Annotated in this window: 13 protein-coding genes; 2 read left to right on the forward strand and 11 right to left on the reverse strand. The window is 71.9% G+C overall.

Annotated elements, in window-relative coordinates; translation table 11 throughout:
* Nucleotides 1–32: 32 nt before the first annotated feature.
* The 11 genes from ABIC29_RS15705 to ABIC29_RS15755 all read right to left on the reverse strand — a co-directional run bounded on the left by ABIC29_RS15705 (nt 33) and on the right by ABIC29_RS15755 (nt 10,810).
* Nucleotides 33–1,304 (reverse strand): amidohydrolase, encoded by a 1,272-nt coding sequence (locus ABIC29_RS15705; RefSeq protein ID WP_354246899.1) that lies wholly within the window; start codon nt 1,302–1,304, stop codon nt 33–35.
* Nucleotides 1,305–1,425: 121 nt separating this feature from the next.
* The gene (locus ABIC29_RS15710) at nt 1,426–2,103 is read right to left on the reverse strand and encodes a GntR family transcriptional regulator (RefSeq protein ID WP_354246902.1); all 678 of its coding nucleotides are present in this window, start codon (nt 2,101–2,103) and stop codon (nt 1,426–1,428) included.
* A 146-nt stretch (nt 2,104–2,249) separates the two neighbouring features.
* On the reverse strand, nt 2,250–3,461 hold the full coding sequence (locus ABIC29_RS15715; RefSeq protein ID WP_354246905.1) for an acetyl-CoA C-acetyltransferase: 1,212 nt from the start codon (nt 3,459–3,461) through the stop codon (nt 2,250–2,252).
* Entirely contained in the window at nt 3,458–4,117 is a 660-nt protein-coding gene (locus tag ABIC29_RS15720; RefSeq protein WP_116085332.1) for a CoA transferase subunit B, read from the reverse strand. Before ABIC29_RS15720 ends, ABIC29_RS15715 begins: the two co-directional genes overlap by 4 nt.
* Nucleotides 4,117–4,932: a CoA transferase subunit A gene (locus ABIC29_RS15725; RefSeq protein WP_354246908.1), complete on the reverse strand. Its 816-nt coding sequence runs from the start codon at nt 4,930–4,932 to the stop codon at nt 4,117–4,119. Before ABIC29_RS15725 ends, ABIC29_RS15720 begins: the two co-directional genes overlap by 1 nt.
* A gap of 12 nt (nt 4,933–4,944) precedes the next feature.
* Nucleotides 4,945–6,168, reverse strand: coding sequence for a bifunctional 3-oxoadipate enol-lactonase/4-carboxymuconolactone decarboxylase PcaDC (gene pcaDC, locus ABIC29_RS15730; RefSeq protein WP_116085337.1), 1,224 nt, complete (start codon nt 6,166–6,168; stop codon nt 4,945–4,947).
* Nucleotides 6,165–7,346 (reverse strand): lyase family protein, encoded by a 1,182-nt coding sequence (locus tag ABIC29_RS15735; RefSeq protein ID WP_354246911.1) that lies wholly within the window; start codon nt 7,344–7,346, stop codon nt 6,165–6,167. Before ABIC29_RS15735 ends, pcaDC begins: the two co-directional genes overlap by 4 nt.
* 13 nt (nt 7,347–7,359) lie before the next feature.
* Nucleotides 7,360–7,953, reverse strand: coding sequence for a protocatechuate 3,4-dioxygenase subunit alpha (gene pcaG / locus ABIC29_RS15740; protein WP_354246914.1), 594 nt, complete (start codon nt 7,951–7,953; stop codon nt 7,360–7,362).
* Complete coding sequence (gene pcaH, locus ABIC29_RS15745) at nt 7,946–8,743, reverse strand: protocatechuate 3,4-dioxygenase subunit beta (protein ID WP_354246917.1); 798 nt, start codon at nt 8,741–8,743, stop codon at nt 7,946–7,948. The genes pcaG and pcaH overlap by 8 nt, the downstream gene beginning before the upstream one ends.
* A gap of 2 nt (nt 8,744–8,745) precedes the next feature.
* A complete protein-coding gene (locus ABIC29_RS15750; RefSeq protein ID WP_354246920.1) occupies nt 8,746–9,927 on the reverse strand; it encodes a 4-hydroxybenzoate 3-monooxygenase in 1,182 nt (393 codons plus the stop codon).
* A gap of 130 nt (nt 9,928–10,057) precedes the next feature.
* Nucleotides 10,058–10,810 carry an IclR family transcriptional regulator gene (locus ABIC29_RS15755; RefSeq protein ID WP_354246923.1) on the reverse strand — a complete coding sequence of 251 codons (753 nt, stop codon included), beginning with the start codon at nt 10,808–10,810 and terminating at the stop codon, nt 10,058–10,060.
* A gap of 200 nt (nt 10,811–11,010) precedes the next feature.
* Between ABIC29_RS15755 and ABIC29_RS15760 the strand changes: the two genes are divergently transcribed.
* Both ABIC29_RS15760 and ABIC29_RS15765 read left to right on the forward strand, forming a co-directional pair.
* Nucleotides 11,011–12,231: an FAD-dependent oxidoreductase gene (locus ABIC29_RS15760; RefSeq protein ID WP_354246925.1), complete on the forward strand. Its 1,221-nt coding sequence runs from the start codon at nt 11,011–11,013 to the stop codon at nt 12,229–12,231.
* Nucleotides 12,232–12,284: 53 nt separating this feature from the next.
* Nucleotides 12,285–12,872 carry a TetR/AcrR family transcriptional regulator gene (locus ABIC29_RS15765; RefSeq protein WP_354246928.1) on the forward strand — a complete coding sequence of 196 codons (588 nt, stop codon included), beginning with the start codon at nt 12,285–12,287 and terminating at the stop codon, nt 12,870–12,872.
* The last annotated feature ends 50 nt before the right edge of the window (nt 12,873–12,922 follow it).

Genomic DNA, 12,922 nt, shown 5'->3' on the forward strand with positions numbered 1-12,922 from the left:
GGGATCGGGAACGAGCCCCGGGTCGAGGCGGGTCAGGCGCCGACGGGGACCTCCGTCGCGAGGCGGGTCCGCACGAGGTCCGTGACGGACACGAACGCGCCGTCGTGCATGACGGCTCGCTGCGAGGGTGCCGCCGCGATCGCGGCTGCGGCGGATTCACGGTCGAGCACGACGAGGTCGGCGCGGTCCCCGACGTCGAGGCCGTACGCGTCGAGGCCGAGCGCGTCGGCCGCAGCACCGGTGGCGAGGTCGAGTGCGACGGCGAGCTCGTCGTCGGTGCGGAAGTTCGACTGGTAGGCCACCTGGTGCGCGACGGCGAGCATGTCGCCTTCGCCGAACGGCCACCAGGCGTCCCGGATGTTGTCCGAGCCGGCGAAGACGGTGACCCCCGCGTTCCTGAGCGTCAGCACCGGGGGCATCGGGCCCGCGGGCCCGTTGGTCATGACGGCCACGCCGGACGCGGCGAGGTCGTCGGCGACACGACGGAGTTCGTCGCCGTCGAGGGTCCCGAGGCCGTATCCGTGGCTGATCGCGACGCGGCCTCCGAGCCCCGCTCCGCGCGTTCGCTCCGAGATCAGCCGCGCCTGCTCCGAGGCCGGCGCCCCGAGGTCGTGCAGGTGGATGTCGACCCCCGCACCGTGGCGCTCGGCGAGGCCGAACACGATGTCGAGGTGTCCGATCGCATCTCCGTCGTAGCCGATCGGGTCGAGTCCGCCGATCGCATCGGCGCCCAGCCCGAGGGCTGCGTCGAGGAGTCCGGCCACGCCGGGCGAGCGGAGGATCCCGCTCTGGGGAAAGGCGACGATCTGGATGTCGAGCCGGTCACGGGACTCCGACCGGAGTTCGAGGAGCGCCTCGAGCGAGGAGAGGCCCAGTTCGGGGTCGATGTCGACATGGGTGCGGACCGTGCCCGTCCCGAACCGGACGAGCTCGTCGGCGAGGGCCCGCGATCGAACGCCGACGGGCTCGAGGCCCCCCCGGATGCGGCGCTCCGCGGCCACCCTGGCCGGCACTCCGACGCCGACCCGGTGCGGCTGCCAGGGCGCGCCGACGAAGGTCTTGTCGAGATGGGCGTGTCCGTTGACGAGCGCGGGAATGACGAGGCGCCCGCCGAGGTCCAACGTCGTCGACGGCGCCGGGCTCGTGGCGCCTCCGACCAGGAGGTCCCGCAGGCTGGGCCGCTCGCCTGCCGGAGCCGCCGCCGCCGCGCACGACCGGCCGACGATGCGTCCGGCTGCGACCGTGAGGTCGACGAGCGAGCCGTCGGTCAGGCGGGCGTTCTGGAGGGTGATCTTCTGATCCACGGGAATCCTTCATTTGGAGTACTTGGTATACAAGATTCCAAATGGTTGTTTCCGTGGCGTCCGATCTACGTAAACACCATGTTTCTGATGGTTCGGTATTCCATCCTGTGTTTCCGGCGGGTCACTGGGCGAGTCGGGTGCGCATGAGCGCGAGCGAGTCGACCCGGCTGTGCTCGACGTGCGCGTACGCCAGAGACCCCGCGAGTTCCGCGTTGCCGCTCTGGATCGCGCGGCAGAGTTCTCGATGCTCGGCGCACAGGACGCGCTGGTCGCGTTCGGCCTCGAGCCGGAAGAGCCGCCGTACCCGCCCGTTCACCGGGACCATCAGGCTGATGAGCAGGGTGTTGCCCGACAATCGCAGGATCTCCTCGTGGAAGGCCGAGTTGGCCGCGGCGATCTCGCGATCGTCGCCGAGTCCGAGCGACTCCTCGGCGGTGACGAGCCGAGACTCCAGTTCGGCCGCGGATGCACCGGCCGCGCAGGCACGTGCGGCCGACTTGGCGGCCAGCACCTCGAGGCTGGACCGGACCTCGAACAGCTCCGCGACGTCGGTGAGCGTGAGCTCGGTGACGATCGCGCCCCTCCGAGGGATCGTGCGGATGAACCCCTCGCTCTCGAGCCTGGGCAGCGCCTCCCGGATGGGGATCCGCGAGACGTTGAGCTCCTCGGCGAGGTCGCGCTCACGGATGCGGGCACCCGGGGGAAGCACGCCCTCGATGATGCGCTCGCGCAGCTCCTCGTAGATCTTCGTGGCCAGCGAACGGTCCGCGAGCCCGAGCGGCGTTTCGATCGTCGACACCTGGTCCTCCTCACATGGAAGGCCTACTGTATGCCAGACGGTGCGACGGAGGCATCGGCTTCGGCCGATCGTCACATCGTCGTAACGGGCGACGGCCCCACGCACCCGAAGCCCGCGCGATCCCGGTGCAGCACGAACCACCTTCGTCAGGCCCGCGCGAACACCGCCGCGAGGGCCTGCCCTCCGCCGATGCACATCGTCTCGACCGCGAGCTCCCGATCGAGGTCGACGAGTTCGTGCGCAAGGGTCGCGAGCATGCGGATGCCGGTGGCCCCGATGGGGTGCCCGATCGAGATGCCACTGCCGCGCGGGTTCAGGCGCGGGTCCTCGGCGTCGATCCCCCAGTCGGCGAGACAGGCGAGCACCTGCACGGCGAAGGCCTCGTTGAGCTCGATCACGTCGAGGTCGTCGAGGCGGATGCCGGCACGCGCGAGCGCGCGATTCGTCGCCGGCACGGGGGCCACCCCGAAGCGCAGCGGGTCGTTGCCCGCCACGGCCCAGGAGACGAGCCGGAGCATGGGCTCGAGGCCGAGTTCGGCGGCGCGGGCCGGCGTCGTGACGATGCACGCCGCCGCGGCGTCGTTCTGTCCGCTGGAATTGCCGGCCGTGACGGTCGCCTCGGGGTCGCGGCGCAGGATCGGACGGAGCGCACCGAGCGCCGCGAGCGTGCTGTCGGCGCGCGGATGCTCGTCGCGGTCGACGATGACGTCGCCGCGGCGCGAGCGGACCGCGACGGGCACGAGCTCGGCGTCGAACGCTCCAGACTCCTGCGCGGCGACGGCCCGCTCATGCGAACGGAGCGCGAACGCGTCCTGCGCCTCCCGGGAGATGCGGTACTCGGCGCGCAGCAGCTCGGCCGAGCCGACGTTGCCGTCTGGCGTCGGGAACCTGGCACCGCCGACCGTCTCGCGGCCGCGGGCGAGCGCGTCGTGCAGCATCAGGCCGGCGCCGGTCACCCCCCGACGGCCCTCGACCGTGTAGAGCGGCGCGTTCGACATCGACTCGACGCCGAGCGCGATCACGGTGTCGGCAACGCCGGTCTGCACCTCCATCGCGGCGTTGAGCACGGCCTGCAGTCCGGAGCCGCAACGGCGGTCGAGCTGGTAGCCGGTCGTCTCGACGGGGAATCCGGCGTCGAGCGCGGCGACACGTCCGAGCGCCGGCGCCTCCATGGTCGGGTAGCCCTGGGCGCCGATCACGCCGTCGACGTCGGAGGGGTCGAGCCCGGTCCGTTCGACGAGGGCCCTCAGCACGGTGGTCGCGAGCTCGAGGGCGGTGACGGGGGCCAGCGCGCCGCCCATCCGTCCCACCGGGGTGCGGAGCGGCGCGCAGATGACGACGTCGCGCAGCTCGGTCATCGGGCGGCTCCCACGGCGAGGCCCTCGGTGACGGTGAACGGCGCGCCGGTGGCATCCGTTACCTGCTCGATGCTCACGCCGGGGGCGAGTTCGACGAGCACGAACCCGTGATCGGTGACATCGAACACCGCGAGGTCGGTGATGACGCGGTCCACGCAGGCCTTGCCGGTCAACGGGAGCGTGCACTGCTCGACGAGCTTCGCGCTGCCGTCCTTCGCGACGTGCTCCATCACGACGATGACGCGTTCGGCACCGTTCACGAGGTCCATGGCGCCGCCCATGCCCTTGACCATCTTGCCGGGCACCGCCCAGTTCGCGATGTCCCCGCCCTGCGAGACCTGCATGGCGCCGAGCACGGCGGTCGTGATGCGCCCGCCGCGGATCATTCCGAAGCTCGCCGCCGAATCGAAGTACGCCGCACCGGGCAGCACGGTCACGGTCTCCTTGCCGGCGTTGATGAGCTTCGGGTCCTCCTCGCCCTCCCACGGGTAGGGGCCGACGCCGAGGATGCCGTTCTCGGAATGCAGCACGACCTCGACGCCCTCGGGCAGGTGGTTCGGGATGAGGGTCGGCAGGCCGATGCCGAGGTTCACGTACGTGCCGTCCTCGAGCTCGCGGGCGGCGCGGGCCGCCATCTCGTCACGCGTGAGCGGCATCAGCGGACCTCCTCGGTCTCGTCGGCTTCGGTTCCGGATGTCTCGGGCCTGGCCCGAGCGGTCGTCTTCTCGATCGGCAGCTCGGCAGCCTGCTCGCGCGTGAGCACGACGACCCGGTCGACGTAGATCCCGGGCAGGTGGATGTCGTCGGGGCCGAGCACGCCAGGCTCGACGAGCTCGTCGACCTCGGCGATCGTGATGCGCCCGGCCATGCCCGCGAGCGGGTTGAAGTTGCGGGTCGACTTCTCGAACCGCAGGTTGCCGTGCCGGTCGCCGACCGCGGCGCGCACGAGCCCGTAGTCGGTGCTGATCGCCCGCTCGAGCACGTACTCGCGGGTGCGGCCGAACGCCTCGAACGGGCGCAGCTCCTTCGGATCGGACGCCAGCGCGACCGATCCGTCGGCGGCGTACCGCAGCGGCATCCCGCCGTCGGAGACCGCGGTGCCGGCGCCGGTCGCGGTGTAGAACGCGGGGATGCCGGCCCCACCAGCACGGAGCCGCTCGGCCAGCGTGCCCTGCGGCGTCAGCTCGACCTCGACCTCGCCGCCGAGGTACTGGCGGGCGAACTCCCGGTTCTCGCCGATGTAGCTCGCGATGACCTTGCGGATGCGCCCGGCGGCGAGCAACTCCCCCAGGCCCCACCCGTCGACGCCGCAGTTGTTCGAGACGACCTCGAGGTCGCCCACCCCGCGGGCGAGCAGGGCGCGGATCGTCACGATCGGCACGCCCGAGAGGCCGAAGCCCCCGACCGCGAGCGAGGCGCCCGAAGGGATGTCGGCGACCGCATCGGCGGCCGTCGCGAAGGTCTTGTCCATGGTGCTCCGGGTTCAGTCGTTCGGCGAGGAGGTCGAGGGGTCTGCGGCCGCGGCATCCGCTTCGGCGAAGACCGTGCGCGCGATCGCGAGGGCCGAGTTCGCCGCGGGCAGCCCCGCGTAGAGCGCGGTGTGCAGCAGCACCTCGGAGATCTCGTCGCGGGTGAGGCCGTTGGTGAGGGCGGCGCGCACGTGCATGGCGATCTCCTGCTCATGGCCGCCGGTCGTGAGGCTCGCGAGCGTCGCGATCGAGCGATCGCGGCGCGTGAGCCATGGTCGATCCCACACCTCGCCCCACGCGTACCTGGTGATGAAGTCCTGGAACGCCGCGGTCTCGGGGGTCGTGGCCGCCACGGCGCGGTCGACATGCGCGTCGCCGAGCACGGCGCGCCGCACCCGCATCCCGCGGTCGTGGGCGACGGATGCCTCGACCGCGCGTTCGATCGCGACGAGGTGCTCGGCGATGAGCTCGGCCGTGGCCTGCGGCTCCTCGAGCACCGCGAGGTGGGAGGCGCCGTCGAGCGCGATGTGGCGGGCGCCGCGGATGTCGTCGGCGAGGTCCTGCATCGAGGCCGGCGTCGTGACGGCGTCGTGCTCGCCGCTGAGTGCGAGGGTCGGCACGTCGAGCGCCGCCAGGTCGCGGGTGCGGTCGAAGTCGCCGAGCGCCTCGGCGCAGCAGGCGTACGATTCGTCGTCGACGTCGACGAGCGCCGTGAGCGCAGCGGCGCCGGGTCCACCCGCATCACGGCCCAGGAACCCGGGGGCGAACCACCTCGAGGCGCTGCCGGTCACGAGCGATGCGGTGCCGCTCGCACGCACGTCGGCCGCTCGGGCCGACCAGCTCTCGCGCGTGCCGATGCGCGCACCGCTGCAGCTCATCACGAGCCCGAGCACCCGGTCGGGATGCGCGACCGCGAGTTCGAGCGCGACCGCGCCGCCGAGCGAGACGCCCGCGACGTGGAACCCGCCGCCGCCCGCCTCGTCGACGACCGCGAGCACGGCCTCGGCGAGGTCGGCGATCGTGAACGGCTCCGCTGATGCCGGGCTCGCCCCGTGGCCCGGCAGGTCGACGCGGAGGATCCGGAGGCCCGCCGTTCGCGGGTCGGCGCGCAGCGCTCCGACGACGCCGTCCCACAGGGCGGTCGTCGTGCCGAGCGAGGCAAGCAGCACGAGGAGCGGGTTCGACGCGGCCGGCGCGGTGCCGGGAGCGAACGAGCCGAGCAGGCGGGGCACGGTCATGGGCGGGACTGCCTTTCGGACAGGGCGGCGAAGCGGGCGACGGCCCGGTCGACGATGCGATCGGATGCCGCGTCGAGCACCCCGCGGTCGGGACGCTCGCCCGCGGGTCCGGCGTGGGCCAGGATCCGCGCCGCACGGTCGCGATCGAACTCGAGGCCCGCGAGCAGGCGGGTGGCGGCGGTCGACGCGGATCGCGCGAGACGCAGGATTCGGCGCGACGACGACCACTCCGCGTGCCAGCGGCCCGCCGAGCGCTCGTCGCCCGCGAGCGCCGCGGAGGCGACGATCTGGAGCAGGCCCGGCGACTCGACGGCTGCCGCGGTGATCGCGACGGCGTCGACCGGGTTGCGCTTGTGCGGCATCGCGGACGAGCCGCCGCCGCCGGCCAGGCGCACCTCGCCGAACTCCTCGCGCGAGAGCAGCGTCACGTCGCCGGCGATGCGGCCGAGCGCCGCCACGACGGCGGCCGCCGCCGAGGCGACTGCGAGCACGGGCGTGCGCTCGGCGTGCCAGGCGCGGCCGGGGTCGGCGAGCCCGAGCTCGGCGGCGAGACCCGCACGCACGGCGTCGGCGGCGCCGGGGCGCCCGGCTGCGGCATCCGCTGCGGTCCCGGTGCCGACCGCACCGCCGAACTGCACGGGGAAGGCGAGGGCGTCGACCGTCTCGAGCGCGGAGGCGACGCCGTCGAGCCAGCCGGCGGCGAGCACGCCGAGGGTGCTCGCCTCCGCGTGGCGGGCGATCGAGCGGGCGATGCGCGGGCTGCGCCGCTCGGCCTCGGCCAGGGCGGCGAGGTGCGAGCCGGCCTCGACGAGCGCGGCGCGCGTGCCGTGCATGGCATCGCGCGCGACGAGCATGAGCGCCGTGTCGACCACGTCCTGGCTGGTCGCGCCGAGGTGCAGGCGATCGGCCAGGAGGCCGGCCGCCACGAGCTGCGCCCGCAGCGCCGGAACGAGCGTCACCACGGGCACGGCGTCGTGCGCCACGCCCTCGATGAGCGCGGCGCGATCGAGCGATGCGGCCTCGAGCGCGTCGGCCTGCGCATCGAGGAACTCGTCGAGCTCACTCCCCCACGCGCGCAGCAGCGCCCGTTCGACCTCGACCATCGCCCCGAGCACGGCATCGTCGTCGGTGCCCGTCGTGTCGGCTGCGCCAGGATCCAGCAGTCCCCAGTCCGTCATCGCCACGACTCCATCACAGTTCGGTGCCGTAGTCGAGGAACACGGTCTCGCCCTCGCCCTGCAGTCGCACGTCGAAGCGGTACGAACCGGGAGCATCCGACTCGGCCACGAGCGTTCCGCGGCGGGCGGGATCGACGCGGGCGAGCAGCGGGTCCGCCGCGTTGGCCGCCGGCTCGTCGCCGAAGTACGCCCTGGTGAAGAGGTGCTGCAGCACGCCGCGGGCGAAGATCGTCACGAGCAGGTACGGCGCCGATCCGTCGCGCATCGCACCGGGCTTGATCGTCGTGAACGAGTAGTGGCCGTCGCGGTCGACCGCGGCACGGCCGAAGCCGGTGAAGCCGTGCTGGTCGCGGGTGAACGACCCGCGTTCGGTCGAAGGCCGGCCAGCGGCATCCGCACCCCAGATCTCGACGATCGCATCGGGGATCGGGTCGCCGGCCCCGTCGAAGACCGCGCCGTGCAGGCGGATCGCGTCGGGCAGCCAGGGTGCGCGCACGTCCGGTCCCCCGTCGTACGGCAGGGCGTATCCGAAGAAGGGTCCGACGGTCTGCGACGGCGTCTGGCCGAGTGGCGTGGTCTGCTCGGTCCGGTCGGTCTGCTCAGGCATGGTCGGCGTCCTCCGGTTCCATCCAGGTCGACTTCGGGCCGGTCAGCACGACGTCCCAGTGGTAGCCGATCGCCCACTCGGGCTCGCTCACGTCGTGGTCGTACGCGGCGACGAGCCGCTCGCGCGCGGCCGGGTCGACGATCGACTGGAAGATCGGGTCGAGCGCGAAGAGCGGGTCGCCCGGGAAGTACATCTGCGTGATCAGGCGCTGGGTGAACGCCGAGCCGAAGAACGAGAAGTGGATGTGCGCGGGCCGCCACGCGTTGCGGTGGTTCTTCCACGGGTAGGCGCCGGGCTTGATCGTGGTCAGGCGGTAGGAGCCGTCGTCGCCCGTGATGATGCGGCCGACACCCGTGAAGTTCGGGTCGAGCGGCGCCGGGTGCTGGTCGCGCTTGTGCACGTAGCGACCCGACGCGTTCGCCTGCCAGATCTCGACGAGCTGGTTGCGCACCGGCCGGCCCTCGCCGTCGAGCACCCGGCCCGTGACGATGATGCGCTCGCCGAGCGGCTCCCCGGTGTGCTGGATCGTGAGGTCGGCCTCCTCGGCCGCGACGTCCGTGTGGCCGAACGCCGGCGAGACCAGCTCGATCTCCTCGGGGTCGGCGCGCACGAGCTCATGCGTCGGATGCCGCAGCAGCGTGGAGCGGTACGGCGCGAAGTCGCGTCGGGGGTGGGCGGCGAGCCCACGACCCTCGGATGCCGCGGCATCCTGCTCGAGCGCATGACGGTCGGCGATCTCGTCGCTGATCGTGCGCTGCGACAGGTCGGGCTGGGATGCGAGGCGTGGCATGGTCACTCCGTGATGAAGGGAAGGCCGGCGTACTGCTCGGCGAGGCTCTGCCGCGCGGCGCGCGACCCGGTGACGTACTCGAGGCGGCCGACCTGGCTGCGGTACGCGAACTCGCGCGCCGAGGCATCCGGCGCATCGTGGACGTGGAGGAGGTCGGTCATCCACTCGGAGAACTGCTGCACCTTCCACTGGCGGGCGAGCGCGGCGTCGCTGTAGCCGCGGAGGCCGGACTCGTCGCCGCCCTGCAGGCCCGCGACGAGCGCGCGCCCGAGCAGCACGACGTCGGCGATCGCCGAGTTGAGGCCCTTCGCACCGGTCGGCGGCACGATGTGCCCCGCGTCGCCGACGAGGAACAGCCGCCCGTGGGACATCGTCGAGGCGACGAACGAGCGCATCGGCGTGATCGACTTCTCGAGCACCTTGCCCTCGTGCAGGGTCCAGCCGTCGACGCCGAGCCGGGTCTGCAGCGCGTCCCAGATGCGGGCGTCCGACCAGTCGTCGATCGACGCGTCGTGGTCGACCTGCAGGTAGAGGCGCGACACCTCGAGCGAGCGCATCGAGTGCATCGCGAACCCGTCGGCGTGCAGCGCGTAGATGAGGTCGTCGGTCGACGGCGGGACGTCGGCGAGGATCCCCAGCCATCCGAACGGGTAGGAGCGCTCCAACGCCCGGATTCCCGGGATCGCCGGTCGGCAGACCCCGTGGAAGCCGTCGGCACCGACGACGACCTCGCCGTCGATCGAGGTCGCCGCACCGGCATCCGTGAAGGACACGCTCGGGCTGGAGCCGCCCAGTCCGGTCGGGGTGACGTCGGCCACCTCGAAGCGGATGTCGCTGCCGAGCCGGTCGTGCTCGGCGAGCAGGTGCCGCACGAGGGCCTGCTGCCCGTAGATGGTCACGGTGCGGCCGACGAGGTCGACGAAGTCGACGTGGTGGCGGGTGCCCTCGAACTGCAGGTGGATGCCGTGGTGGGTGAGCCCGCGCTCGCGCAGGTCGGCGTCCAGGCCGAGCTCGGCGAGCGCGTCGACCGATCCCTGCTCGAGCACGCCGGCCCGGATGCGGCCGAGCACGTACTCGCGCGAGCGGGCCTCGAGGATCGTGAAGGCGATGCCGGCCCGGTGCAGGATGTGCCCGAGCAGGAGGCCGGCGGGTCCGGCTCCGATGATGACCACCTGGGTTCGCAACGCTGCGTCCTCTCGCGTCGATGGAAGGGTGGCACCATCGTGCTGCGAGGGCGGATGTCGCCGCATCCCGGATTCCATCTGATGGAAGCCGTCGGCGTCGTCCCCGGCCCCCGACTCGGGCGTCGTTCGCCTACGGCCGATACCCGAGCGCCGCCGAGATGCCCCGGCCCGCGATGCGCACGCCGAGCGCGAACTGCGGCTCGTCGCGCCGTTCGACGTGCGCGATGATCGAGACCGCCGCGACGACGTCGCCCGTGGCGTCGCGCACCGGGGCGGCGACCGAGAATGCACCCTTGGTCAGCGCCTCGACCGACATCGCGATGCCCGTCGAGCGGATCCCGGCCATGCGCTCGCGGAGCGCTGCCTCCTCGACGATCGTGCCCGGCAGGAACTTGCGCGGACCCGCCGCAATGACGTCCTCGAAGACGCCGGGCGGAGCGAAGGCGAGCAGCGCCTGGCCGACGCCGGTCGCGTAGAGCGGCAGGCGCGAGCCGATGTCGGTGATCGACGGCACGGCGTTCGCACCCGACATCCGCTCGAGGTAGACCGCGCCGAGCCCCTCGCGCACGGCGAGGTGCACGTGCTCCCCGGTCGACTCGAAGAGGTCCTCGAGGTACGGCTTGGCCGCGATGCGCAGCCGGCGTGACGACGGCTGACGAACCGCGAGACGCCACAGCTTGATGCCCACGCGGTACCGCCCGTCGCCGGAGCGGGTGATGCCGCCCCACTCGACCCACTCGCCGAGCAGGCGATGCGCCGTCGACAGCGGCAGCCGGGCGCGTTCGGCGATCTCGCTGAGCGTCAGCTCGTCGCCGCGCTCGAACGCGTCGGCGATGGCGAAGAGCTTCTCGGCGACGCTCCGTGCGTCGTCACCGCGGGGCATTCGACGACCTCCGTCTGATATCGGAGAGGGAACGATCGGACACGGCGCGCGCCTTCGAACGGAACGAATTGTGCGCCCAGCCTACCCAGCCCCCACCCATCGGGCGGGTATCAGCGCGACGGATCTCATTCATCCGCTTTCGCGATGAGCAAAGAACTGTAATGGCCTTACAGTTTCAGGGAGCACTCAAGGAGGAGCGCATGTCCACAACCACCCCGATCGCCGTCCTCGGCGCCGGCCCAGCCGGCATGGCGGCCACACTCGGCCTGCTCAAGGCCGGTCACGACGTTCGCCTCTACGAGCGGTACGCTCACGCCCGCCCCGCGGGCAACATCCTGAACCTCTGGCCTCCGCCCATCAAGGCGCTGGAGGACATGGGAGTCGACATCGAAGACCTCGGCGCACCGTGCCACACCACGTTCCGTTCCGAAGCAGGACACGTCCGTGCGGACGTCCGGATTCCCGATGAGGTCGTGGCCCGGTACGGAGGCGGGTTCATCGGAATGCTCCGCCCGGACCTGTACAGCCGAATGCTCGCCGCGATTCCCGACGGCGTCGTGCAGACCGGCAGGGAACTCGCCTCGATCGACGACCATGGCGACGGCGTGACCCTGCGGTTCTCCGACGGCGAGATCGTGGAGACTCCGGTGCTGATCGGCGCCGACGGCATCGACTCGACGGTTCGCCGTCACCTGTGGGGCGCGACACCGAAGCGGCCGCACCATCTGCACATCATCGGTGGCTTCACCTTCGACATCGATGACGTGCCCGGGCTCGAGCGAGGCGAGGTCGTGCTCACCCACAACCGCACCGTGCAGGGCACGTACTCCTCGATTCGGCGGGATGGTCGAGACGGAGTTCAGTGGTGGGTCCTCGAAGCCTGGCGCGACGACCAGGACGCTCCCGCCGACCTTCGTGCGCATGCGACCGGGCTGGCTGCGGGATTCCGCGGCCCGCTCTCGGACCTCGTTGCTCGGACGGATGTCGCGCACGTCCAACGGTGGCCGATCCGCGACCTCGCACCGCTGCAGAGGTGGTCGAAGGGGCGGATCACGATCGCCGGGGATGCCGCGCACGCGACCTCCCCCTATGCGGCGTACGGCGCGGGCATGTCGATCTGCGACGGCTACTTCCTCGGGCAGGCACTCGTCGGCGTCGATCTCGATGACGATGCCGACGTGGTCGCCGCGCTCGGCGCGTACGAGCAGCTCCGCATCCCGCATACCCGCTCCCAGGTGCAGCAGGCGTACATCCTCGGCAAGGTGTTCCATCACGCCCCGACCGTCCTGCGTCCTGTGCGCGACTTCATCCTCGACCGCACCCCATTGCTGCAGCGACAGGTCGGCGAACGCAGCCCTGGCGAGATCGTCGCCCAGCTCGCCGAGATGGGCGCTGGGATCCTGGCCCCGGCCGAACGATGACCACGACGGGATGCCCGCACCCGAACCGTGCGGGCATCCTGCAGGATGGGACGGTGACCGATGCCGTGCGCCCCCCGCTCCAAGCTCGAAGTCGAGACGCGTGGGAGCGAGTACTCGCGGTGGGGCTCGATCTGCTCCGCACCGAAGGCTACGACGCCTTCACCATGGGCGAGATCTGCCGTCGCGCAGGCGTGTCCGCCCCATCGATCTACGCACGCGTCGACGGGCGCTCCGGTCTGTTCCTCGCCGTCTACGACCGCGGCATGCGGGCCGTCGCAGCGACCGAGGACCGCGCGCTCGAGGCATCCGGTGGCACGATCGAGGGCGTCGCGCGTGCGATGGCGGCGGTGTTCTCCGAGCACCGCGACCTGCTTCGCTCGGTCATCGTACGTGCAGCCGCGGAGCCCGCCCTGCTCGACCGGGGCGCAGAGCTCTCCCGGGGCGTCGTCGAACGCTTTGCGAGCCGGCTCGAGCACGTCGACCCCGAACGAGCCGCGATGCTGGTGCGAACGCTGTACACGGAATGCTCGTTCCGAGCCATGTACGGCTCGGAATTCTGGCGTCCGACGGCAGAGACCGACGATGAGTTCGTCGAACGATTGACGACACTCGCCCGATTGCTTGCCGGACCGGTGCACTGACACCCGGTCCGCCCGACGCTCGACGCCCGACGCTATCCAGCGACGACGAC

This window comes from Agromyces sp. PvR057 (assembly GCF_040547485.1).
Taxonomy (GTDB): domain Bacteria; phylum Actinomycetota; class Actinomycetes; order Actinomycetales; family Microbacteriaceae; genus Agromyces.